The organism is Streptomyces sp. WAC 01529 (assembly GCF_003945545.1).
GTDB lineage: Bacteria > Actinomycetota > Actinomycetes > Streptomycetales > Streptomycetaceae > Streptomyces > Streptomyces anatolicus.
The window spans coordinates 677,755-701,492 of sequence record NZ_CP029617.1; the positions used below are offsets into that span (position 1 = coordinate 677,755).

At 72.5% G+C, this 23,738-nt stretch carries 19 protein-coding genes and 1 pseudogene; 13 read left to right on the top strand and 7 right to left on the bottom strand.

Translation table 11 applies throughout. The features are described from left to right. Positions 1 to 397 precede the first annotated feature (397 nt). Positions 398 to 3,742 (top strand): SAV_2336 N-terminal domain-related protein, encoded by a 3,345-nt coding sequence (locus DMA15_RS02755; RefSeq protein ID WP_125511061.1) that lies wholly within the window; start codon positions 398 to 400, stop codon positions 3,740 to 3,742. A gap of 18 nt (positions 3,743 to 3,760) precedes the next feature. Next, positions 3,761 to 4,504, top strand: a complete 744-nt coding sequence (locus DMA15_RS02760) for a TioE family transcriptional regulator (RefSeq protein WP_125511062.1) — start codon at positions 3,761 to 3,763, stop codon at positions 4,502 to 4,504. Here the strand turns inward: DMA15_RS02760 and DMA15_RS02765 are convergent. Next, positions 4,425 to 5,360, bottom strand: coding sequence for a LysR substrate-binding domain-containing protein (locus DMA15_RS02765; protein ID WP_125511063.1), 936 nt, complete (start codon positions 5,358 to 5,360; stop codon positions 4,425 to 4,427). The two genes, DMA15_RS02760 and DMA15_RS02765, sit on opposite strands and share 80 nt — an antisense overlap. A 149-nt stretch (positions 5,361 to 5,509) precedes the next feature. Here DMA15_RS02765 and DMA15_RS02770 point away from each other — a divergent pair, with 149 nt between their 5' ends. The 6 genes and pseudogenes from DMA15_RS02770 to DMA15_RS02795 all read left to right on the top strand — a co-directional run. Continuing rightward, entirely contained in the window at positions 5,510 to 6,787 is a 1,278-nt protein-coding gene (locus DMA15_RS02770; protein WP_125511064.1) for a cytochrome ubiquinol oxidase subunit I, read from the top strand. 53 nt (positions 6,788 to 6,840) lie between these two features. Next, on the top strand, positions 6,841 to 7,854 hold the full coding sequence (gene cydB / locus DMA15_RS02775) for a cytochrome d ubiquinol oxidase subunit II (protein WP_125517223.1): 1,014 nt from the start codon (positions 6,841 to 6,843) through the stop codon (positions 7,852 to 7,854). Between the two features lie 42 nt (positions 7,855 to 7,896). Next, positions 7,897 to 9,615, top strand: a complete 1,719-nt coding sequence (cydD, locus tag DMA15_RS02780; protein WP_125511065.1) for a thiol reductant ABC exporter subunit CydD — start codon at positions 7,897 to 7,899, stop codon at positions 9,613 to 9,615. Further along, positions 9,612 to 11,330, top strand: a complete 1,719-nt coding sequence (cydC, locus tag DMA15_RS02785; protein WP_125511066.1) for a thiol reductant ABC exporter subunit CydC — start codon at positions 9,612 to 9,614, stop codon at positions 11,328 to 11,330. Before cydD ends, cydC begins: the two co-directional genes overlap by 4 nt. Before the next feature lie 121 nt (positions 11,331 to 11,451). Further along, complete coding sequence (locus tag DMA15_RS02790) at positions 11,452 to 12,690, top strand: aromatic ring-hydroxylating dioxygenase subunit alpha (RefSeq protein ID WP_125511067.1); 1,239 nt, start codon at positions 11,452 to 11,454, stop codon at positions 12,688 to 12,690. A 109-nt stretch (positions 12,691 to 12,799) separates the two neighbouring features. Next, positions 12,800 to 13,273: pseudogene (locus tag DMA15_RS02795) on the top strand (5-amino-6-(5-phosphoribosylamino)uracil reductase); the annotation flags it as partial. 44 nt (positions 13,274 to 13,317) lie between these two features. Here DMA15_RS02795 and DMA15_RS02800 read toward each other — a convergent pair. Beyond that, complete coding sequence (locus DMA15_RS02800) at positions 13,318 to 13,851, bottom strand: GNAT family N-acetyltransferase (RefSeq protein WP_125511069.1); 534 nt, start codon at positions 13,849 to 13,851, stop codon at positions 13,318 to 13,320. Between the two features lie 141 nt (positions 13,852 to 13,992). Here DMA15_RS02800 and DMA15_RS02805 point away from each other — a divergent pair, with 141 nt between their 5' ends. Next, positions 13,993 to 14,202 (top strand): hypothetical protein, encoded by a 210-nt coding sequence (locus tag DMA15_RS02805; RefSeq protein ID WP_346428902.1) that lies wholly within the window; start codon positions 13,993 to 13,995, stop codon positions 14,200 to 14,202. On the opposite strand, the gene DMA15_RS02810 is transcribed toward DMA15_RS02805, so the two are convergent. From DMA15_RS02810 to DMA15_RS02820, 3 genes are all read right to left on the bottom strand, one after another. Beyond that, on the bottom strand, positions 14,168 to 16,561 hold the full coding sequence (locus tag DMA15_RS02810; RefSeq protein WP_125511070.1) for an excinuclease ABC subunit UvrA: 2,394 nt from the start codon (positions 16,559 to 16,561) through the stop codon (positions 14,168 to 14,170). The two genes, DMA15_RS02805 and DMA15_RS02810, sit on opposite strands and share 35 nt — an antisense overlap. 119 nt (positions 16,562 to 16,680) lie before the next feature. Continuing rightward, the gene (locus DMA15_RS02815) at positions 16,681 to 17,211 is read right to left on the bottom strand and encodes a pyridoxamine 5'-phosphate oxidase family protein (RefSeq protein ID WP_125511071.1); all 531 of its coding nucleotides are present in this window, start codon (positions 17,209 to 17,211) and stop codon (positions 16,681 to 16,683) included. Positions 17,212 to 17,337: 126 nt separating this feature from the next. Next, positions 17,338 to 17,811 (bottom strand): carboxymuconolactone decarboxylase family protein, encoded by a 474-nt coding sequence (locus DMA15_RS02820; RefSeq protein ID WP_125511072.1) that lies wholly within the window; start codon positions 17,809 to 17,811, stop codon positions 17,338 to 17,340. A 232-nt stretch (positions 17,812 to 18,043) separates the two neighbouring features. Between DMA15_RS02820 and DMA15_RS02825 the strand changes: the two genes are divergently transcribed. From DMA15_RS02825 to DMA15_RS02835, 3 genes are all read left to right on the top strand, one after another. After that, positions 18,044 to 18,826, top strand: a complete 783-nt coding sequence (locus tag DMA15_RS02825) for an inositol monophosphatase family protein (protein WP_125511073.1) — start codon at positions 18,044 to 18,046, stop codon at positions 18,824 to 18,826. Positions 18,827 to 18,878: 52 nt separating this feature from the next. Next, the gene (locus DMA15_RS02830; RefSeq protein WP_240659658.1) at positions 18,879 to 19,433 is read left to right on the top strand and encodes a GNAT family N-acetyltransferase; all 555 of its coding nucleotides are present in this window, start codon (positions 18,879 to 18,881) and stop codon (positions 19,431 to 19,433) included. A 94-nt stretch (positions 19,434 to 19,527) separates the two neighbouring features. Next, entirely contained in the window at positions 19,528 to 20,091 is a 564-nt protein-coding gene (locus DMA15_RS02835; protein WP_240659659.1) for a hypothetical protein, read from the top strand. Positions 20,092 to 20,117: 26 nt separating this feature from the next. Here the strand turns inward: DMA15_RS02835 and DMA15_RS02840 are convergent, their stop codons facing one another. After that, positions 20,118 to 21,005 (bottom strand): SigB/SigF/SigG family RNA polymerase sigma factor, encoded by an 888-nt coding sequence (locus DMA15_RS02840; RefSeq protein WP_125511074.1) that lies wholly within the window; start codon positions 21,003 to 21,005, stop codon positions 20,118 to 20,120. A 32-nt stretch (positions 21,006 to 21,037) separates the two neighbouring features. Further along, positions 21,038 to 22,216 carry a VOC family protein gene (locus DMA15_RS02845; RefSeq protein ID WP_240659660.1) on the bottom strand — a complete coding sequence of 393 codons (1,179 nt, stop codon included), beginning with the start codon at positions 22,214 to 22,216 and terminating at the stop codon, positions 21,038 to 21,040. Positions 22,217 to 22,415: 199 nt separating this feature from the next. Here DMA15_RS02845 and DMA15_RS02850 point away from each other — a divergent pair, with 199 nt between their 5' ends. Then, positions 22,416 to 23,615: a PP2C family protein-serine/threonine phosphatase gene (locus DMA15_RS02850; protein WP_125511075.1), complete on the top strand. Its 1,200-nt coding sequence runs from the start codon at positions 22,416 to 22,418 to the stop codon at positions 23,613 to 23,615. Positions 23,616 to 23,738: the final 123 nt, after the last annotated feature.

A 23,738-nucleotide genomic window follows, 5' to 3' on the forward strand; every position in this document is an offset into this window, starting at 1 on the left:
GGACGGCGGTGACCCTCGCGCCCAGGTGGCGCCGGGCGGCGGTGACTCTTCCGCCCAGGTGCCGTTGGGCGGTGGTGACCTTTCCGGCCAAGTGACGCCAAGCAGCGGTCACCCTTCAGCCCAGATGCCGCCGGGTAGCGGTGACCCTTCCGGCCAGGTGCCGCCGGACGGCGTTGACACTTCCGGCCAAATGCCGTCGGGCAGCGGTCACCCTTCCGCCCAGGCGCCGCCGACCGATGGCGACCCTTCCACCCAGTCGCCCCCGAGCAACGCCGAGCCATCCCCCCAGCGGCCGCCCTCCGGTAACGGAGGACCCTCCAGCCCGCCACCCCCACCCGACCCCGACGCCCCGCCCCACCCCTCCCTCGGTCTGCTCGGTCGGATTACCGGGCATGAGATGTCCATTCATGAACTGCTCGACGCCGTCTGGCTCGCCACCCGTATTCCCACGGACGGCGACGCGCCCCTCGCTCAGGCGCTCCACGGGGCCGCCCTTTCCGCGCCGCCGCCCGCGGCCGCCCAAGAAGCGGCGTCGTCCTGCGCCACCCCGCCGGGCCAGGACGCGCCCGGTGACTCCCCCGCGCCCGGCGCCCCGGCGCCGCCCCCGGCTCAGCTCCTGGGTGCTCTGCACGCGGCCGCCGCCGCCCACAGCGCCCCCGAGTTCGCCGAGCTGGGGTCCGGTGGTGAGCGCGCGACGGACGACGGCGCGCTGCCGGTGCGCGTACCGGAGGAGAAGGCGCTCGGCCATGAGGAGCTGCGCTTCGGGCGCGCGCTGCGCCTGCTGAAACAGCCCCAGCCGCACCCGCACCGGCGCGAGTTCGACGAACAGGCCACGGCCGCCGCGCTCGCCGAGACGGGGCTGCTCGACATCGTGACGCGGCCCGCGCGCCAGCGCTGGCTCGATCTGGTGCTGCTCATCGACGACGGCATCTCCATGCTGCTGTGGCGGCGCCTTGCGATCGAACTGCGCGCCCTGCTGGAGCGGTTGGGCGCCTTCCGGGGCATCCGCGTCCTCGGTCTTGACACCCGGTCGCGGCGGGCGCCCCTGCTGCGGGGCCGCCCCTTCGACACGAACACCCCGCTGCTCTCGCCCGCCTCCGTCGTCGACCCCTCCGGCGGCACCCTGGTCCTGGTGATCAGCGACGGCGTCGGCGCCTGCTGGCGCGACGGGCGGATGCGCCTGGCACTCAACCGGTGGGCGCGCCAGGGCCCGACGGCCATCCTGCACACCCTGCCCGCGCACCTGTGGGGCGGCTCCGGCATCCGCTCCGAACCCTGGCTGGTCACCACGCGTCGGCGCGGCGCCGCCAACGACACCTGGGACGTGTCCGACCCGCTGCTTCCGCCCGGCCTCGGCGAGGACTTCACGGACGTGCCGGTGCCGGTGCTCGAACCGTATCCGCCCGCCGTCGCCGCCTGGGCGCGCCTAGTGGCGTCGCCCGGGGGGAGCGCCGAACTGCCCCTGCTCATCCCGCCGCACGCGCCGGCCCCGCGCGGCCGGGCCGACACCCGTGGCTCCGACGCGTCCACCGCCGTCCTGCGGTTCCGGGACGCGGCGTCGCCCGAGGCCTACCGGCTCGCCGCGCACCTCGCCGCCGTGTCACCGCTGACCGTGCCCGTGATGCGGCTCGTGCAGGCGGCGGTGCCGTGGCAGACGGACACCGCGCATCTCGCCGAGGTGTTCCTGGGCGGGCTCATGCAGCAGGTCGAGCCCGGCGACGCGCGGCTGCCCCCGCAGCACCTGCGGTTCGGGTTCACCCGGGACGCGCAGGACATCCTGCTCGACACCGCGTCCCCGATCGATCTGCTGCGCACGACCCGGACCGTCACCGAGCGGCTGCGCGCGCTCGTGGGCCGCTCCCCCGACTTCCCCGCCTGGCTCGCGCACCCCTCCGGCACCAGCGAACTGCTCCCCGGCACCCGCCCGTTCGCCTGGCTGGAGGACCGGCTGCTGACCCACCTGGGCGCCCGGCCGATGGCGGCGCCCGCGCCGGAGGAGACCGGCGTCCAGGAGCAGGTCCGCCTGCCGTCCGGCCTGGAGGCCGCCCCGTACTGGCTGCCCCTGCGGTTGCAGGACCTGCACGCGCTCGGCCCGTACACGCTCCAGCGCCGCGACGGCAGCAGCGGCACCCCCACCGCGTACATCGGGGAGGACCAGGAGGGACGGCAGGTCCTGCTGCGCGTGTCGTCCTCCTCCGCCTCGCCGGTGGCCCGGGAGCTGCTCGGCATCGAGCGCCGGGCGCTGCTCCGCATGGACGGCGTGTACGCCCCGGCCCTCGTGGCGAGCGATCTGCGTGACGTACGCGTGCCGTGGCTGGCCCTGCGTCTGGACACCCTCGGCGACGGGCGGCCCGCGCCCACCTTGCGTGCCGTGTTCGACGCGGTCGGGCCGCTGGCGGGCACCCCGCTGTTCCTCTGGCTCGGCTGGCACCTGGCGCGGGCCGTGAACCGCTGCCACCGGCGGGGCATCGTGCACGGCTCGCTCACCCCGGGCGCGATCCTGGTGACCGAGTCCACCTTGCACATCATCGGCTGGACCTCGGCACGCATCGACGGGGCGTGGAGCGCGTCGGTGTCGGCGATGCCGCCCGCCTCGCCCTACCGGGCCCCGGAGGTGACGTACTGGGGCGAGTCCCGGATCACCGCCGGGGACGTCTACGCGCTCGGCGCCCTGCTGCTGCACGCGGCCACGGGCCGCACCTGGCAGCCGTACGAGCACGACACCCTGCGCGGGCACCCCCACTTCGCGGAACTCGACGCGGAACTCGCCGACCTCCTCTTGCGCTGTGTCACCCCGGAACCGGAGAGCAGGCCCACGGTACGAGAGGTGGCCGACGCCCTCGCCGCGCGCCTGCCCGGTGCTCAGCCGTGGGACGAGCCCGAGTACGACGCCGACGCCCTCGCGTCCGCGCCCCGGGAGCACGAGTCCGCGGCGCAGGCGGAGGAGGACGACAGCGAGAGCTGGACGCGCACCATCCGGGCGCCGCTGAGACAGCCGTTGCGGATCGCGCTGGTCGGCGTGAAGGACGGCGTCGGCTGCACGACGACGACGATGATGCTGGGGGCCGTCCTCGCCGACCAGCGCCAGGAACGGGTGCTCGCGCTCGACGCCGACCGGCACGCGGGGCGGCATGTGCGCATCGGCGGCCGCGTCTTCCGCAGCACGCTCGCGGGCCTGACCGACCTGGCGTCCGCCCTGCCCGACGTACGCAGCTTCGAGGATCTCGGGCTCTTCCTCTCCCCGCACCGCTCCGGCCTGATGGTCCTCGCCAACGACTCGGTGACCCGGCCCTCGGCGGGCGGCCAGTACACGGACCAGGACTTCCGCGAGGTGGCGTGGGCGACGCGGCAGTACTTCCGGCTCACCCTCGTCGACTCCGACAAGCCGACGCAGCTGCTCCTGGAACACGCCGACCGCGTCGTCATCGTCTCGCGCGCCGACCCCGCCGGGCTGACCCAGGCTCAGCAGACCATGGACCGGCTCGTCACCCTCAACCGTCCCGACCTGGTGGAGGAGGCCGTCGTCGTCCTCAACCACAGCCGCCCCGCCGCGGGCTGGATCCTCGACTCGGGCGGTGTGCGGGGGCTGCGCTCACGCTGCCGCGGCATCGTCACCGTGCCCCGCGACGGCCACCTCGCCATGGCGAGCACCATCGAACTGTCCTGGCTGACCCCCGACGCGTACAAGGCCTACCTGCGCCTCGCGGCGCTGCTTCTGGGCCCGCGCCCGATGTTCCCGTGAGGGGTAAAGTTTCAGCCCATGAAACACCTCCGCCCGGTCGATCTCGCCCGTGAGCACGGCATTTCCACCCAGGCGGTCCGCAACTACGAGCAGGACGGATGCATCCCCGCGGCCGACCGCACCGCCAGCGGCTACCGGGTCTACACCGAGGCGCACGCAGCGGCTCTGCGCGCCTATCTGGCGCTCGTCCCGGCGCACGGGTACGCGGTGAGCGGGCAGATCATGAGAGGGCTCAACACGGGAAGCGTCGACGCGGCGCTGACGGCCATCGACCGCGGCCACGCGCAGTCGCTGCGCGACCGGGAGACGCTCGACGCGGTCGAGGAAGCGATGGAGGGGCTCGCGTCCTCGGCGGGTTCCGCTCCACAACTGCCCAGCGGCACGAAGGCGTTCAGCATCGGGGAACTCGCCCGCCGCCTGGGCGTCACCGCGGCGACGCTGCGCAACTGGGAACAGGCGGGCATCCTCACCCCCCGGCGCGAGCCCGTCTCCGGGCGCCGCACCTACGGCGCCCACGACGTACGCGACGCGGAGCTGACGCTGCTGCTCCGGCGGGGCGGCCACCGGCTCGGCCACATCCGCACCATTGTCGAGCAGATCCGGACGGCAGGCGGTACGCAGGCCCTCCACGAGGCCCTCGGTGACTGGCGGCGGGCACTCACCACCCGGGGCCTCGCCATGCTCAGCGCGTCGGTCCTGGTCGCACGGTACGTCGAGCTGGACCGGGGAGGTGATGGGTCTCGAAGGGCCTCGCCATCGTGAACTCCCGGAATTTCAGGGCCGCTTCGGAGAGATGGGTCTCGCGGTTCCACACCAGGGTGAGCACGCGCAGGCAGTCGGGCGCGTCCAGCCGCACCCAGGCGACGGGGACGCGCGCGTGCGAACCGACCCGGCGGGAGACCGACGGGATGAGGCCGATGCCGAGGCCCGCGCTGATCATGTCCTGGCTGGCGGCCGGTTCGTCGCCCTCGCAGGAGACCAGCGGGGTAAGGCCCTCGGACGCGAACAGCCGGTCGAGCAGGGCGCGTTGCCAGTGGCCGACGCGTGTGGTGACGAAGGGCTCGTCGGCGATCTCCCGGATCGTCACGCACTCCCGCCCCTCCAGCCGGTGCCCGTGAGGGACCGCGAGCAGCACCTCCTCGCGGGCCAGCTCGACCGATTCGAGGTTCGCGCCGGCCAACGGCTGTGACGCCACACAGAAGTCGACCTCCCTGGCGCGCAGCCGGCGGTCCATGTCCTCCGCGTTCGACTGGAAGAGGCGTACGTCGGCGCGGGGGTGGGCGGCCCGGAAGCTGCCGAGGAGCGGGGTGATCGTCAGCAGCGTCTCGGAGGCGACGCTGACCCTGCCGAGCCCCGTGTCCCGGGCTTCCCGCACGGCCCTGCGGCCGTCGTCGAGTTCGCTCAGGGCGCGGTCGACGTGGCGCAGGAAGATCGTGCCGTACTGATTGAGCCGGATGCGGCGGCCCTGCCGGTCGAAGAGCGCGGAGCCCAGATCGGCCTCCAGGCGCGCGATGGCGCGGCTGAGCGAGGGCTGGGCGACCCGCAGCTCCTCGGCGGCGCGGCTGATGTGCTCGTAACGGGCCACGGCCTGGAAATAGCGCAGTTGGAGAAGATCCACGGTCCACCTTCACTGACGTTCACTTATGCCTTCAGGGCTATCTGTACATGACGAAACCGGTCTTGGAACGCATAAGCAATTCTCCCTACGGTCGTCTTAGCGGGGCCACCGCCCCCGACCCTCCGTCTCCCACAGAAGCAGGCCGCATCATGAGCGCTGCGGATCTGGCCCGACTCCAGTTCGCGGCCACGACCGGCATCCACTGGCTGTTCGTGATCCTCACCATGGGGCTCGTCCCCCTCGTGGCGATCATGCACACACGGGCCGCGTGCACCCGAGATCCCGTCAGAAGAGCCGTCCGGGAGCGCATGACCCGCTTCTGGGGACAGCTCTACGTCATCAACTACGCGGTCGGCATCGTCACCGGCCTCGTCATGGAGTTCCAGTTCGGGCTCAGCTGGAGCGGGCTGAGCAAGTTCGCGGGCAACGTCTTCGGCGCCCCGCTGGCGCTGGAGACCCTCATCGCGTTCTTCGCCGAGTCCACCTTCCTCGGCATGTGGATCTTCGGCTGGGGGCGCCTGCGCAAGGGCGTGCACGTCACGCTCATCTGGCTCGTCGCCCTCACCGCGTACGCCTCCGCGTACTGGATCCTGGTCGCCAACGGCTTCATGCAGCACCCCGTCGGTTACGAAGTGCGGTATGGCGAGGCCTACTTGACCGACTTCGGGGCGCTGCTCGCGAACCCCAGCGCCCTGGTCGCTCTCGGCCATGTCGCGCTCGCCGCGCTGACGACGGGCGGTGTCTTCGTCGCCGGGATCAGCGCGTGGCACTTCCTCCGGGGCACCAAGGAGGCCGAGCTGTTCCGCGGTTCCCTGCGACTGGGGGTGTGGGTGAGCATGCTCGCCTCCTTCTTCGTGGTCGTCGTCGGGGAGATGCAGCGGCCCGTGATCGAGCGGACCCAGCCGATGAAGGACGCGGTCCTGGAGAACAGCGGCGTCGCCGAGGCGCAGGCGCGGCTCGTCGAGGAGCACGGGCCCGGTGACTACGTGCCCTGGCAGGACGCGATCCGGATCTCGATGGACGTGATGACGATCATCGGCAACACGGTGTCCACCCTCACGCTCATCGCCGTCGTCCTGCTGTGGAAGGACTGGCTCATCCGTCGGCGCGTCTTCAGCTACGTCCTGGTGGCGATGGTCCCCTTCCCCTTCATCGCAGGGGCGGGCGGCTGGGTCGTCCGCGAGGTGGGGCGCCAACCCTGGCTCGTGCACGGGGAGTTGAAGGTCGAGGACGCGGTCTCCTCGGTCGGCACCGCCTCGCTGGCCGTGTCCTGCACGGTGTTCATCGCGCTCTTCCTCGCGTTGGCGGTGACGAACTGGACCCTGATCACGCGCTTCGCCCTGCGCGGTCCCGAAGCCACTCAGCTCGGGGCCACCGAGCCGCTCCCCGAAAGACATACGGAGGCACCGGCCGAACTCACGTACTGACCGGGCTCACGCACCGAAATGAACTCCCCCACTCCCATGGAAAGTTGAGCGAGATGAGTCTGGAGACCCTCTGGCTGGCCCTCCTCGGCCTGCTCCTCGCCGGGTACTTCGTGCTCGGCGGTTACGACTACGGCGCACAGATGCTGCACCCCTTCCTCGGCGGCCGGACCAAGAGGACGAGCCGGAACGCCGCTCTCGACGCCATCGCGCCGTTCTTCCTGGGCAACGAGGTCTGGCTGGTCGCCTTCACCGGTGTCCTCTTCGGGGCCTTTCCGCACCTGGAGGGGAGCCTCCTGTCCGGGCTCTATCCGCTGGTCGTGGCGATCCTCGTCGGGCTTGTCCTCGGCAACGCGGCGATCCAGCTGCGCGGCCGAGCCGACAGCGCCCTCGGCCGCCGGTGGTGGGACGCCCTGATCGTGTTCGGCGGCGCGCTCCCCGCCGTGTGCTGGGGGCTCGTCCTGGGGCTGCTGCTCCATGGCGTCCCACGCCGGGCCGACGGGAGCTTCCACATCGGGGTCGGCGATGTGCTCACGCCGTTCGTGCTGGCCTGCGGCCTGACCACCGCGCTGCTCTTCACGACGCACGGAGCGGCCTTCGTGACCCTGCGCTCCACTCCCGAAGTGGCCCTCAAGGCCCGGCACTTGGGAGTCGCCCTTCTGCGGGCCGCCGGAGCGGTGGGGTGCCTGCCGCTGCTGCTCACGCTCTTCGGCGCGGGCGCCGCGTTGACCAATCGCGCGACATCGGCGGTCCTTGCCGCCCTGCTCGCGGCGGCACTCGGCTGCGCCTGGTGGTCCCTCACGCGGGGGCACCACGTCCGGGCGTTCGCGGCCACGTGCTGTGCGACCGTGCTGCCCGTAGTGCTCGTGGGGGCCGGTCACTACCCGTACGTCCTGGTCGACGCGGCCGGGGGCGGGATGACGATCGGGCACGCGGTCACGGACGGCGTCACGCTGAAGATCCTCACCGCGTTCGGGGTCGTGCTGATTCCGGTGATCCTCGCGTACCAGTCGTGGAGCTGGTGGGCCTTCCGGGGGCGTACGGGCGACCGCCACCCCAGCTACTTCTGACCGGCCACCACTGAGGCCCACCCGCGACGAGAGGCATCCACGATGAAGCCGGTCGAACGACGACTGCTGCGTGAACTCCCGGTGCTGAGACGCCATATGACGTACTCCGCCGCCCTGGCCCTGTTCGGCGCCGGACTCGTCGTCGCCCAGGCGGTGCTCCTGGCGACGCTCCTCGCGGACGGCTTCGCCGGGCGCGGGTCCGGCATCGTGCTGCCGACCGCCCTGGGAGGCGTCATGGCCCTGCGCGCCCTGCTGGTCTGGGCACGCGGGGGGCTCGCGCGGCGCGCCGCCGCCGACGCCAAGCACGCACTGCGAGACCGGATCGCCCGTCGGCTGCGGCACACCGGCCCCCTGGATCTGGCGGCCCGCCGCCACGGCGAGACGGCCACGCTGCTCACCCGCGGCCTCGACGCCCTGGACCCGTACGTCGTCGGCTACCTGCCCACGATGACGGCCACCGCGGTGGTGCCCCTGACGGTCGTCGCCTGGCTGGGGTGGACCGACTGGGCCTCGGCCCTCATCGTCGTCGTGACGCTGCCGCTGATCCCGGTGTTCGGCGCGCTGGTCGGCATGCACACTGCCCGGCGCACCGCCCGGCAGTGGAGACTGCTCGCACGCCTCGGCGGGCACTTCCTGGACGTGGTGGCGGGGCTGCCGACGCTGCGCGCGTTCGGGCGCGAGCGGCATCAGACCCGGGTGGTCGGCGAGATGGCGGACGCCCATCGGCGTGCCACCATGCGGACGCTGCGCGTGGCGTTCCTCTCCTCCTTCGTCCTGGAGACGGTCGCCACCCTCTCCGTGGCGTTGGTCGCCGTCCCGGTCGGACTGCGGCTGCTCGGGGGCGAGTTGGACCTTCGTACGGCTCTGATCGTGCTGTTCCTCGCCCCCGAGGCGTATCTGCCGCTGCGTGCCGCGGGCGCCGCCTTTCACGACAGCGCCGAGGGCATCGCGGTGGCCGAGCGGGTCTTCGCGATCCTCGACGAGCCCGGTGACCGGAGCGCCGATTCCGGCGACGGCACTCGGAGCGCCGCCTCTCAGGACACGCGCCCGCCCCATCCATCCCGACGGGCGCTCCTGTCCCTCGACGAGGTCACCGTCCACTACGCCGATCGCGCCGCACCCGCACTCCACCAGGTCTCCCTCTCCGTCCGCCGCGGCGAACACGTGGCCCTGATCGGCCCGAGCGGGGCGGGGAAGTCCACCCTGCTGGCACTCTTCCTCGGCTTCGTGGCCCCCGGGGTGGGCCGGGTCGTGGTCGGTGGCACGGATCTCGCGGATCTCGACGCCGACGAGTGGCGCGCCCAGGTGGCGTGGGTTCCGCAGCGCCCCCGCCTCTTCGCGGCATCCGTCGCGGACAACATCCGTCTCGGGCGGCCCGACGCGAGCGACGCCGAGGTACGGGAGGCGGCGCGTGCGGCCTCGGCCGACCTCTTCGTCGAGGCATTGCCCGAGGCGTACGACACGGTGCTCGGGGAGCGTGGCGCGGGCCTCTCCGCCGGTCAGCGCCAACGGATCGCGCTGGCACGCGCGTTCCTCAAGGACTCCCCTGTGCTGCTGCTCGACGAACCGACCGCCCACCTCGACCCCGAGAGCGAGGCCGCCGTCACGCGCGCCACGGTCGCCCTGATGCGAGGCCGGACCTCGCTCGTGGTCGCCCACCGCACGAGTCTGCTGCCCCACGCCGACCGGATCATCACGGTACGCGCGGGCCGCCTCACCCCTGCCCAACCGCCGCTCGCAACACAGCTGGTGACCTCATGACACCCCTCACGGCTGGGGCCACCACCCCGCAGCCCCCACGCCATCCCACACGCCGGCTCCTTCGGCACCTCCTGCCGTACTGGCGCAGGCTGCTGCCCGCCGCGCTCGCCGCGGCGGGCAGCGAACTGGCCGCCGCCGCGCTGATGGCGACCGCCGCCTGGCTGATCACGCGCGCCGCGCAACAGCCGCCGCTCGCCTCCGTGAGCCTCGCGATCGTCGCCGTACGCGCGCTGGCCCTGGGCCGGGGAGCGCTGCGCTACGCCGACCGGCTCCTCGGCCACGACGGCGTCCTGCGGGCCGTCGCGGGCTTCCGCACCCGGGTGTACGAGGCGCTGGTGCCGCTCGCCCCGGCGGGCACGCCCGCCTTCCGGGACGGCGATCTGCTGACCCGCCTCGTCGACGACGTCGACGCCGCGCAGGATCTGCTGCTCCGGGTCCTCATCCCGGGCGCGGCCGCCTGCGCGGTGGCCGCGGCCGCCACCGGGACGGCGGCGGTACTGCTGCCGCAGGCGGGCGTCCTGCTCGGCCTGCTGCTGGCCGTGGCGGGACTCCTCGTACCCGCCCTGGTGCTCGCGCTCTCCCGCCGGGCGGGCCATACGGAGCAGGCGGCGCGCGGCGAACTGGCCGCGCTCACCCTGGACTTGATTGAGGGCGCGGCCGACCTCGCCGCGTACGGCGCGCAGGACCGGGCGCACGGCCGGGTCCGTCACGCCTCCGCGCGGATCGCCGCGCTGGAGCGCCGCAAGGCACTGACCACCTCGCTCGCCTCGGCCGTGGTGCTGCTGTGCCAGGGAGGGGCGGTGGTCGGCGTCACCTGGCTCGCGCTGCGCGCGCACGCGGACGGTGTGCTGTCCGCCGTGCACCTGACCGTCCTCGCGGTCCTCGCGCTGGTCTCCTTCGAAGCCCTCGCGCCGCTTCCCGCCGCCGCCCGGCGCCTCTCCGAAGTGCGGGCCTCCGCGGGCAGGCTGGCGGTTCTCTTCGACAGGCCGCCGCCCGTCGTCGATCCGCCCCGCCCCGCCAGGCTCCCCGTCGGCGGACCGGTCGGCGTCGACATCCGCGGCCTGCGGGTCCGCCACCGCCCCGACGGGCCCTGGGCCCTGGACGGGGTGAGCCTTCGGGTGCCGCCCGGCCACCGGGTCGTGCTCCTCGGCGCCAGCGGCTCGGGGAAGTCGACGCTGATCGCGGCGCTGATGCGGTTCGTCCCGTACGAAGCGGGGAGCATCCGCGTCGGCGGGCGGGAATTGCGCGAGGTCTCGGGCGCCGACGCCCGCCGGGCGATCACCGGGATGACCCAGGACGCGCACGTCTTCCACGCCTCGATCCGCGCCAACCTCCTGCTGGCCCGCCCCGATGCCACCGACGCCGACCTGAGCGAAGCGGCCCGCGCAGCCCGGCTCCTGGAGTGGATCGAGTCGCTGCCCGACCGCTGGGAGACGCATCTCGGCGGGGACGGCTCCGCGATGTCGGGCGGCCAGCGCAGCCGCCTGCTCCTGGCCCGCGCGCTGCTCGCCGACCCGCCCGTCCTGGTCCTCGACGAACCCACCGAGGGACTGGATCCGCGGACGGCGGCCGCCGTGCTCACCGACATCCTCGACGCCACGCGCGGCCGCACCACACTCCTGGTCACCCATGAGCGGTCAGGTCTCGCCGCCGCCGACCAGGTCGTGACCCTGACGGGCGGGCCCCACCCGGCGCCCGAGGTGATTTGCCAGTAATCCAAAGGATGTACCGGAATGTCGTTCCCGGCGGCGATTCGCCGCCGGAGGCCGCCGCTCAGCATGGAAGGAGATCCCGTAGGAATCCCCGTAGGAGATCCCGGACGAAGGCGGTGGCACCATGCTGCGCGACGGACTTCCCCCCAGGCCCAACCCCTCACTCTCCCCCGAGGGGCCGCAGGCCCTGCTCGCCGAGCTGGCGCGGATCTCCGCGCTGCCCCTGGAGCGCGGCGAGACCCTGCCCGCCCGCGCCTATACCGACGAGGCCTTCCACCGGCTCGAACGCGACCGCGTCTTCCGCGGTGACTGGCTGTGCGTGGGCCACGTCGGCCAGGTCGCCCGCCCCGGCGACTACCTGCGCACCGAAGCGGCCGGTGAGCCCTTGGTCATCACGCGCGACGAGGACGGCGGCCTGCACGCGCTGTCCCGGGTGTGCAGGCACCGATTCATGGACATCCTGCCGCCCGAGACGGCTCCCGAGCAGGGTTCCCTGCAGCGCCTGATGTGTCCGTACCACACCTGGACGTACCGGCTGAACGGCGAGTACGCCGGACAGCTGGCCGGCGCCCCGATGATGAACAAGGTCGACTTCGACCGCGCGGCATGCCGGCTGCCCCGGTACCGCCTGGAGGTGTGGAACGGACTGCTCATGGTCTGCGCCGACCCCGAAGTGCCGCCGCTTGCCCCGCAGTTGACGGAGCTGGCCGACAGGCTCGCGCCGTACGGCCTCGCGGATCTCGCGGTCGCGTACACCGAGCGGTGGGAGGGCGTGCCCGCGAACTGGAAGGTGGCCTTCGAGAACGGCTCGGAGAACTACCACCACATGGGCACGCACGCCGGCACGCTCGACACCCTCGTCCCCGGCAAGGACACCGTCGTCGACGAGAGCGAAGGGCGCTGGTTCAGCATGTACACCCCGTTCGCGGCGGACGCGGACGCGGTGCGAGGAGAAGAGGGCGCGCCTCTGGTCGGCACGCTCATTCCCGGGCTCGGCACCCGGCAGCTGTCCGGCATGACGGTCGCGGGCGTCTTCCCGAACCTGGTGATGGCCCTGCTGCCCGACAGCGTCACGTTCGTGCGCTGGGTGCCGACCGGGCCGGTCACGCACGACGCGCTCGTGACGGTGCTGGTCCCCGAGGGGGCCAGGCGGGAGCCGGACTTCGAGGCGTACGTGGAGGCCTCGCGGCGGCAGTTCGAGGTGATCCAGAACGAGGACCTGATCGCCGTGCGGGGCGTGCAGCGCGGCCTGGCCACCGATCCCGCCCCGTCGGGCGGGCGCTTCTCCCATCTGGAGCGTCCGCTGTGGCAGTTCCAGCGGTATCTGGCGGAGCGCCTGACGGGGGCGGGGCGGGCCGCCTGACGGGAGCGTACACCGCTGACAGTGCTACCGAGGCTACGAACGGCGGCTGCGTGGTACTCCTCCCGTACGCCATCAAGGAGGCCAGCACCGCATGAACGAAGACCGCACCCCCTCAGCCTGTGGCCGGCCCGGCCCCGGTGACCAGCCCACCGTCGCCGACCGGGCCTGGCTGGCCATCGCCTGTCGGCTCGCCACGCACTGCCCGCCCTCGGACAGCGCGTTCAGCGTGGGCGCGGTCATCGTCGCCGACGACGGCACCGAGCTGGCCCGCGCGCACTCGCGCGAGAAGGACACGGACACCCACGCCGAGGAGAGCGTCCTCGCGAAGGTCGACGCCGGCGATCCGCGGCTGCCGGACGCGACGCTCTACAGCTCCCTGGAACCCTTCGCGGAGCCTGCCTCGCGCCCCCGTCCCCGCACCCGCGCACGGCTGGTCGGCGAATCCGGGGTCCGCCGCGTGGTCACCGCCTGCCGGGAGCCCGGCACGCAGAGCACCGAGTCCCTGGAGGCGGCGGGTGTCACCGTCCTCGAACTGCCCGAGTACGCCGACGCGGCGAAGTCACCCAACGCCCATCTGCTGTAGCCCGAGCGGAACCGCCCCCGCTCACCCTCGCGAGGGCCGCCGCCTCAGGCCTGGAACTGGGTGAGATCGATGGCGTGAACGCGCAGCGCGTGGCCGGAGACCGGATGCGTCGTCTCGCGCTCCAGCACCATGTCGAGCTTGCGGGCGACGTTCTCGGAGGCCTGGTCCTGCGCCCGGTGGACGCAGACGACGCGGTCGATCCCGCGGTCCTGGAGGGCGAACTCCAAGGTGGCCTGGGCCGCTTCGGACGCGTACCCCTGACCCCAGAACTGCGAGGCGAACCGCCAGCCGATGGCGATCTCGGACGACGCCTCCGGCAGGAAGTCGGGGACGAAGAGGCCCGTGAAGCCGGCCAGCTCACCCGAGGCGAGGAGCTCGACTGCGAAGAGCCCGAAGCCCTCGTCGTCCCACTCCTCCTCCCACCGCTCGATGTCCTCCGCCGTCTGCTCCAGGTCGCGTGGGCGGCCGTCGTCGATCCACTGCATGACCCGCGGGTCCGCATTGATCTCCGCCATCGGCGCGAGGTCGCCGTCGTGCCAGCGGCGGAGGAGGAGGCGGGGCGTGCGGATCTCTGTCATGGCCCCATCCTGCCCAAGGGGAGAGCCGCACCGGTAATCGGCGCCGCGCAGGAAAAGCCACGTGCGGGGGCCGGGCGCATGACTTCCGGGCCGCGCCGCGCCACTTTGTGAAGCGGATCACACTCGTGCGTACGTCGGAACGTGGCTTCCCGCTGGTTCCGGGAACGCGTCACCCGTTACGGCCCGCCGTACGCCACCGAGTACGTCGTCGACCGGAGCCTGCCGCCGTCGAGGCACGAGGGCGGCCGGATGACGTTCCCCGAGGCCGACGGCGGTACGTTCGGCGACATCCTCGCGGCCGCCGACGCCTCGCTGACTACCCGACGTACGCCGCGAGGTGCTCCCCGGTGAGGGTGGAGCGGGCGGCGACCAGGTCCTGGGGGGTGCCCTCGAAGACGATCCTGCCGCCGTCGTGGCCCGCTCCGGGACCGAGGTCGATGATCCAGTCGGCGTGCGCCATGACCGCCTGGTGGTGTTCGACGACGATGACCGACTTGCCGGAGTCGACGAGCCGGTCAAGGAGGCCGAGCAGCTGCTCGACGTCGGCGAGGTGGAGGCCGGTGGTCGGCTCGTCGAGGATGTAGACGCCGCCCTTGTCGCCCATGTGCGTCGCCAGCTTCAGGCGCTGCCGCTCGCCGCCGGACAGCGTGGTCAGCGGCTGGCCGAGGGTGAGGTAGCCGAGCCCGACGTCGGCGAGCCTGTCCAGGATCTTGTGGGCGGCGGGGGTGCGCGCCTCGCCGTCGGCGAAGAACTGCTCGGCCTCGGCCACCGACATGGCGAGCACCTCGCTGATGTCGCGGCCGCCGAGGCGGTATTCGAGCACCGACGCGTCGAACCGCTTGCCCTCGCAGTCCTCACAGGTCGTGGAGACCCCGGCCATCATCCCGAGGTCGGTGTAGATGACGCCCGCGCCGTTGCACGTGGGACACGCGCCCTCCGAGTTGGCGCTGAACAGCGCCGGCTTGACGCCGTTGGCCTTCGCGAACGCCTTGCGGATGGGGTCGAGCAGTCCGGTGTACGTCGCCGGGTTGCTGCGCCGCGAGCCCTTGATCGGGCTCTGGTCGACCGAGACGACCCCCGCGTCGGCGGGGACCGATCCGTGCACGAGGGAGCTCTTGCCGGACCCGGCGACACCGGTGATGACGGTGAGCACCCCGAGCGGGATGTCGACGTCGACCTTGCGCAGGTTGTTCGCCGTCGCGCCGCGGATCTCCAGCGCGCCCGAGGGCTCGCGTACGGTCTCCTTGACCGTGGCCCGGTCGTCGAGGTGGCGGCCGGTGATCGTGCCGGAGGTCCGCAGCCCCTCCAGGGTCCCCTCGAAGCAGACGGTGCCGCCCGCCCGGCCCGCGCCGGGGCCGAGGTCCACGACGTGGTCGGCGATCGCGATCATCTCCGGCTTGTGCTCCACGACGAGCACCGTGTTGCCCTTGTCCCGCAGGCGCAGCAGCAGGTCGTTCATGCGCTGGATGTCGTGGGGGTGCAGGCCCGCGGTGGGCTCGTCGAAGACGTAGGTGACGTCGGTGAGCGAGGAGCCGAGGTGGCGGATCATCTTGACGCGCTGCGCCTCGCCGCCCGACAGCGTGCCGGCCGGCCGGTCGAGGGCGAGATAGCCGAGGCCGATCTCCACGAACGAGTCGAGGGTCTGCCGCAGCGAGGTGAGCAGCGGGGCCACCGACGGCTCTTCGAGCTCCCGCACCCACTCGGCGAGGTCCCTGATCTCCATCGCGCAGAGGTCCGCGATGCTCTTCCGCCTGATCTTCGACGATCTGGCGCCCTCGCTGAGGCGGGTGCCGTCGCACTCGGGGCAGGTGGTGAAGGTGACCGCGCGCTCCACGAATGCCCGGATGTGCGGTTGCAGCGCCTCCTTGTCCTTGGAGAGGAACGACTTCTGGATCTTGGGGATCAGGCCCTCGTAGGTGAGGTTGATGCCGTTGACCTTGACCTTGACGGGCTCTCCGTAGAGGAAGTCCCGCAGCTCCTTCTTGGTGTACCGCCGGATCGGCTTGTCCGGGTCGACGAAGCCGGACTGGGCGTAGACCTGCACGGTCCACTGGCTGTCCGACTTCCAGCCGGGGATGGTGAACGCGCCCTCGGCGAGCGACTTGGAGTCGTCGTAGAGCTGGGTGAGGTCGATGTCGGAGACCGTCCCCCGGCCCTCGCAGCGCGTGCACATGCCGCCGGTGCGGTGGAAGGTCGCCTTGACGGTCTTGGTCTTGGCCTCGCCCCGTTCGACGGTGATCCCGCCGCTCGCCCGGACCGATGCGGTGTTGAAGGAGTACGCGCTCGGCGGGCCGATGTGCGGCTCGGCGAGCCTGCTGAAGAGGATGCGCAGCATCGCGTGGGCGTCGGTGGCGGTGCCGACCGTGGAGCGCGGGTCGGCGCCCATGCGGCTCTGGTCGACGCTGATGACGGTCGTCAGTCCGGCGAGTACGTCGACGTCGGGGCGGGCCATGGTCGGCATGAAGCCCTGCACGAAGGCGCTGTACGTCTCGTTGATCAGCCGCTGCGACTCGGCGGCGATCGTGTTGAACACCAGCGAGCTCTTGCCCGATCCGGAGACTCCGGTGAACACCGTCAGACGGCGTTTGGGGATCTCGATGCTGATGTCCTTGAGGTTGTTCTCCCGCGCGCCGTGCACGCGGATCAGGTCGTGGCTGTCGGCGGCGTGCGACGCGGGCGACCGCGGGTCCGTCCTCTTGGCCTTGCTCATCGTGTCTCCATACGTAGGGCGGCGCCGCCTGCGCGGCGTCCGTCGTCGTCGCCTGGCGCGATCCGGCCGGTGCGGGGCTGCTGGGGTGCTGGGGGGCTGAGGTGGTGACGGCCGGGGCGTCAGACCAGCCAGCGGCCGTCGCGCATCAGTTCGCGGCCGGACATCTCGTTCACCTCGCGCCAGGCCTGGACGCGGCGCGGGGTGACACGGAACCAGCGGTACTGCGGGCCCGACTCGCGCGGGTCGAATCCGCTGCGGGCGGCGAACCGGTCGCCGAGCTGCCGCGGCAGGGCGTCCATCGCCAGGACTTCCACGTCGCCCTCGATCATCGCCACGTCGCGGGTGCGGCCCAGCGCCAGCCGGGCGGTGCGGGTGGCGGCGAGGTTCTTCCCGGTGGGGCTGTCCGCGGGGGTGGCCAGGAGCAGGGCCTCGCCGTCCCAGTCGAAGGAGAGCGGCACGAGGTGGGGCACGCCGTCGGCCGAGGCGCTTGCCACCCATACGTCGACGTCGTGGGCGAGCCGGCGCTCGGTGTCGTGCCGGCGCTGGACGCGGGGGCGCGGCTCGGCGGGCTCGGCGCTCCCGGCCCGCTTCGGCTCCTGGAGCAGCGCGTGGGCGTTGCCGTCGGGGCCGACTGCTTCGTGGTTCTCCATGGCGGTCACGCTAGCCGTGGCCCGGCGGCCACGCTTCTCCATTACTGATCTCCGCATGAAAACGCCGCAGGGACCGGGCGAAAGCACCCGACCCCTGCGGCATACCCCCCTTTATCGCCTGCCGACCTATCCGAACTGGCCGACCTGGTAGTCACCGGCGGGCTGCTGGACCATGACGTTCAGCCGGTTGAAGGCGTTGATGAGGGCGATCAGGGAGACCAGCGCGGTGAGCTGCTCCTCGTCGTAGTGCTTGGCGGCGTCCGCCCAGACCTCGTCGCTGACACCACCGGCCGCGTCCGCGATGCGGGTGCCCTGTTCCGTCAGCTCCAGGGCGGCCCGCTCAGCGTCGGTGAAGACCTTGGCCTCCCGCCAAGCGGCGATCATGTTGAGGCGCAACGAGGTCTCCCCCGCGGCGGCCGCTTCCTTGGTGTGCATGTCGAGGCAGAATCCGCAGCCGTTGATCTGACTGGCGCGGATCTTCACGAGCTCCTGCGTGGCGGCCGGCAGCGTCGAGTCGGCGAGCACCTTGTTCGCCGAGGTGAAGTGCTTGAGGGCCTTGCCCGCGATCGGGCTGGTGAAGAAGTTCAGGCGTGCGTCCATGGCGGGTGCTCCTCTGCCGTTGTGATGGCTACACCCCTTTGACGAACCGACCGGCAGCGGATGTGACATCCCGCGGGGCCGTATCCGCGACAGTCATCGCCCAGCCCGGATCGACACCCGGTAGCCCGCAGTTGACGGCACGGCGGCCGGGGTGGCTGTGGGGCCGCTGGTCCGTTCTGCCGGGCGGTCAATTCTGCGGCGGTCCGCTTCGTACGCCGTTAACCTGCACACCGTGATCACACCAACCAGCACCCTCAGCGACTCCGATGTGGCCATCACCGCCGCCCGCGCCGGCGCGGATGTGGTGCGGGATCTCTATGGGCGGCGCCTGACCCGTATCGACAAGGGCGCGGGGGACTTCGCCACCGCCGCCGATGTGGCGGCCGAGAAGGCGATCCTCGATATCATTCGCGCCGCCCGCCCCGACGACGGGGTGCTCGGCGAGGAGGGCGGGCAGCAGGGTGCGGCCGGTGCCGCGCGGCAGTGGCGGGTGGACCCTCTGTGCGGCACGCTGAACTACGCCGTCGGCACCATGCTGGTGGCCGTCAATGTAGCGCTGCGGGACGGCGCGGCGGCGGTCGCCGACCCCTTCAGCGGCGAGGTCTTCTGCACCGACGGCGAGTCCGCCTGGGTGCGGGGCGAAGGCGGCGACGCGCGGCTGACGCCCACGTCCGCCACGCGGTTGGTGGACGTCAATCTGGACCCGCCGTTCCCGAGCGCCCCCGGGTTCCGGGCGGTCGGTCTGCTGGCCCACCCCCTGTTCGTCGAGCGTTTCCGCCCCCGGGTCGCCTCCTCGACGCTGGCGCTCGCCTGGGTCGCGGCCGGCAAGCGTGCCGCGTACGTCACCGACGGCGAAGGCCTGTCGGAGAGCGTCCACTTCGCCGCCGGGATCGCCGTGTGCCGGGCCGCCGGCTGCGTGGTCACCGGGATCGACGGCACTCCGATCGGCCCCGGGACGCGGGGACTTGTGGCCGCCGCGGACGCCGAGACGCATGAGCTGTTGATGTCGATGTGACCGAGCAACACGACCCCCCAACCGTTCCCCACCACACCATCGAGGTGACACCGTGAACGACGGATCCGCGCGGGCCTCGGCGCCCACCCAGAAGATCGTCACCTACCTGGAGATGAAGGACCCGGGTGACCTCTGCCCGGCGCCGGTCGTCCCCGGCCTCGGCCTGCGCCCTCTGGAGCGTGACTCGCCGCTGGTCCGGAGCGTGCAGGCACAGGTCGGCGAGCCCCACGGCTGGCGTGCGGCCTCCCGGACGGAGGAGGAGTGGGACGAGCACCAGGTGGCCCGGCCGCTGCGCCGGTACTGGCTGATCACCTTCGAGGACGAACCCGCCGGTGTCGCCTACGTCGAACCGCAGCCCGGCGGAGACGTGGAGATCACCGCGTTCGGGCTGCTGCCCCGGTACGTGGGCAGGGGGCTCGGCGGTTACGCGCTGACCCTCGCCCTGCGGCAAGCGTGGGCGACCGAGCCGGTCGGGGCGCCCGCCGTGCGCCGGGTGTGGCTCCACACGTGCACCGACGACCACCCCCACGCGCTCGGCAACTACCAAAAGCGCGGCCTGTGCCCCTACCGGACCGAAACTCAGCCCGCCCCCACAACTCCGGCCTGAGGCTGACCTTTACGGCAGCGCCTCCACCCCACGGCGGAAGCTGATCATGCGTCGGCCTGATCCCCGCGCGCCGGGGATCGAGAACCGTGGACGCATGGCAACCAGCGAAACGATTCACACCACGGATGCGGCCGAGGCGAGCGGGACGACCAAGGCGACCGAGCGGCCTGTGCCGCTCTGGGCGGAGCGCGTCGTCCGGCTCATCCCCCTCATCGGTCTGCCGGTATGTCTGTGGCGGTTGCCCATCGGGTTCGACTTCATGATGGGCATCGACGGCTCCCCCATGACGTGGGGGCGCTGGGCCAACGTGTCCTACGTGCTCGCACTCAGCCTGCTCTCCGAGACGTTCGCGCTGCTCTGCCGCGGTTTCGTGCGTCCGTGGGGCGAGGTCGTGCCGGGTTGGGTACCGATGTTCGGCGGCAAGCGCGTACCGCCCTTCATGGTGATCGTCCCCGGCACGCTCGGCGGGCTGCTCTTCACCGCGCTGCTGGTCGACTGGACGCTCTGCACCTTCCACCTCGCCGGCTTCTCGGACGGGCCCTACACCAACGTGTGGTGGCAGATCCTGGCGTCCACGGTCAGCGGCCTGATCGCTCTGTGGGGTCCGCTGGTGCTCGCCCTGACGTACGCCTACTACCAGCGCCGTTGCCGGAGTTGAGTTCCGCGACCGACCCGCCGGGCCCGTCACTCGTGGATGAGCAGGCCCGCCCGCAGTTCGGCCAGGGTCCGCGAGAGGAGCCGGGAGACATGCATCTGGGAGATGCCGAGGGCGGCGCCGATCTCGGCCTGGGTCATCTCCTGGCCGAACCGCATCTCGATGATGCGCCGCTCCCGCTCGTCGAGCTCCGCGAGCAGCGGCGCGAGGGCGTGGACGTGCTCGAAGACCTCGATGGCGGGGTCCGGCGCCCCCATGACGTCGGCGAGCGAACGGCCGCTCCTGTACGTCTCGCTCTCGTCGGCCGAACCGTGCGGGGCGTCCAGGGAGCCGGCCATGTAGCCGTTGGCGGCCACGATCGCCTCCAGCGCCTGCTCCTCGGTCACCTCCAGGTCGGCCGCCAGCTCCTTGACCGTGGGCTCGCGGCCGAGCGCGCAGGACAACCGCTCCTGGGACCTGGTCAGCCGGGTGCGCAGCTCCTGGAGTCTGCGGGGGACGTGCACGGCCCAGCTGGTGTCCCGGAAGTGGCGCTTGATCTCGCCGAGGATGCAGGGCACCGCGAACGACACGAACTCGAAGCCGCGGCTCACGTCGAACCGGTCGATCGCCTTGATCAGACCCACGGTGCCGACCTGGACGATGTCCTCCAGCTGGCCGTTGCCGCGGTTGCGGAACCGGCCCGCCACGTAGTGCACCAGGGAGAGGTTCATCTCGATGAGGGTGGTGCGGGTGTACGTGTGGTCGGGCGAGCCGTCCTCCAGCGTCCTGAGCCGGTCGAAGAAGAGCTTGGACAGCTCCCTGGCGTCCTTCGGCGCCACTTGGTGGGCTTCCTCGATCCACGGCAGAGGGGCGGCCTCGCCCTGTGTCCCCTCGGTCGGATCAGCGGCCAGTTCCGCGTCGATGGTGCGTACGAACATCCTCTGTTTCCCCAAGTCGTGACGTGCGCGGTTCAGCCGGCGAGGACCGTGAAGGGGACTCCCTCGCGGTCCCCCAGCACTGCCTCCCGTCGGGCACCGGCCCCGCACGGAGGCGCGATGACCCGGCCGCCCCAGCGCACGGCGGCGGCGGCCGCCGCGTCCACGTCGGCCACCCGGAACGACGTGTGCCAGCGGTAGCGGCCCTCGGTGCCCGGCGCCGCCCCCTCCGCGAGCGCGGCGACCGCGCGCGTCCCGTCCCGCACCACGATCTGGTCGTCGACGTACTCGACGGCGCAGCTCTCGCCGTTCTCGCCCGCCCAGCCCAGTACGCCGCCGTAGAAGAGGGCCGCGGCGAAGATGTCCCGGGTGTGCAGCTCAAGGCGGCCGACCGGGCCCTCCCCGACCGTCCACCGGCTGTCGGGGGCGTGGTGGCGCAGCCCGAACACCGCGCCCTCCGGGCCCGCGGCCACGGCGGCCCGCCCGGTGCGGGTGGCGAGCGGTCCGACCGCCACGGTGGCGCCGCGGTCGCGCAGCCGCCCGACGGCCGCGTCCACGTCGTCGACGGCGAAGTACGGCATCCAGCCCGCGTGGACACCCGATTCGCAGGTGGTCCGGCCGATCGTGCCCACGGGCGCCCCGGCCTTCAGCATCAGGGAGCGCGCCTTGCCGGGCTGGCCGAGCAGCGGCACGTGGCACCAGCCGAGGACCCGGCCGTAGAACTCCTCGGCGGCCCGGACGTCCCGCGCGGCCAGGCTCAGCCAGCAGGGCACACCGCGCGTCTCCCGCGTCGCCCCCGGCGGCGGGCTCCCGGCGGGCACGGAGGGGCGCCGCGAATCCGGCTCGGGCACGGAGGGGCGCCGTCCGTCCGGGTCGGGGAGGGAGGCGCGGCGCCCGTCCGAAGGTCCAGAGGCGGGGCCGGGCGCCGGCTGCCGCTCGTCCGACCGGGCGCTGGTGGCGGGCCATTGCCCGCCGGGCGAGACGAGGCGCAGCCTCCCGCGCTCCCGAACGGGCTCCCGGGCCGGCTCCCTGGCCGACTCCCGGGCGGGCTCCCTGGCGGGCTCCCGAACAGGCTCCCTGGCGGTCGCCGACTGCCGTGACAGCCTCCCGCCCGCCCACGCGGGCCGCCACGCCGCCCCCGCCCGGGCCGCCGTGTGCCGGGCGGGCCCCTCCCCGTCGGCTCCCCCCGCCCTGCGCCCGCTTCCGCTGCTCACACCGATGTCCCTTGGCACAGTCTTCTCCTCAGCCCGTTCCTGCCGTCCGTCGTGTGGTTCCGCAAACGGAAGGGCGCATACCGGGACCTTCTTCACTCGCCCGCGGGACCAAGGGCACCTCCCGGCCGGTCCCGAAGGCCCGGAACTCGGGCAGGATGCGGGCCCCGGTGTGAAACTGCCTGTGAGGCGGTGATCACAGATGTCGAGCGAACCGAGGGTCCTCGGTCCCGGGGAGCAGCTACTCGAACAGCTGCTCGCCTCGGCACATGCGGCGACCCCGATGGAGCTGCCCGCCCTGGTGCAGCGCTTCGCCGACGCCGCGGGGCTCGACCGGATCGACGTATACCTGGTGGATCTGCAACAGCGGCAGCTGGTGCCGCTGGCCGAGGGGCCGCCGACGCTCGGGGTGGACACCTCCGTAGCCGGTTCGGCCTACCGGGCCCACACGCTGCGCGTCGAGGAGTTGGCCCACGGCCGGATCACCACCTGGCTGCCGCTGATCGACGGGGTCGAGCGGCTCGGCGTCATCGGGGCCACGGCGTCGGTCATCGACGGGGTGCTGCTGCGGCGCTGCCGCACCCTCGCCTCCATCCTGGCCATGGTGATCACCTCGAAGCGCACCGCGAGCGACACCTTCGCGCGCCGGACGCGCTCCGAGACCATGAAGCTGCCCGCCGAGATGCTCCGGGCCTTTCTGCCGCCCCGCACGATCGGCAACTCCGACGTCATCTCGACCGCCGTCCTCGAACCGGCGTACGACATCGGCGGCGACGTCTTCGACCACTCCCTGACGCGTTCCACGCTGTACGTGACGATCCTCGACGCGATGGGCCACAACCTCATGTCGGGGCTGACGACCGCCGTGGCGATGGCCGGGTGCCGCAACGCCCGGCGGGCGGAGGCCGAGCTGACCGAGCTGGTCGACACCGTCCAGGAGGCGCTCGCCCGGTGGCTGCCCGAGCAGTTCTGCACGGGGATCCTCGCCGAGCTGGATCTGGCGGGCGGGGTCCTGCGGTGGTGCAACTGCGGCCATCCGCCGCCCCTGCTGATCCGGGACCACCGCGTGCTCGACCGTGCGCTCGAACGGCCCGCCCAGCCTCCCCTGGGGACGCCCGCGCTGCTCGCCGGCGTCGAGTGGCAGGTGCACGAGGAAGCGCTCCAGCCGGGCGACCGCGTCCTCATGTACACCGACGGCGTCACGGAGCTGCGGACCGGGGGCGGCGCCGAGTTCGGTCTGGAGCGGTTCACCGACAGCATCATCCGGGCCACGGCCGCGGGCGAGTCGGCCCCGGAGGCGCTGCGCCAGCTCATCCACTCCATCCTCGACCGGCAGGACAACCAGCTGCGGGACGACGCGACGCTGCTCCTGCTCGAATGGCGCCCGTCCGGCGCCCGGTGATGCCCGGCACGCCTCCACGCCGGGCCGGGCGGCCTCCCCACATGCCTGAACGTGTGTTCTGGATCAGGGTGGATACACGACATGACATCGGCACCACGCCGCGCATGAAGGAGTACGAACACC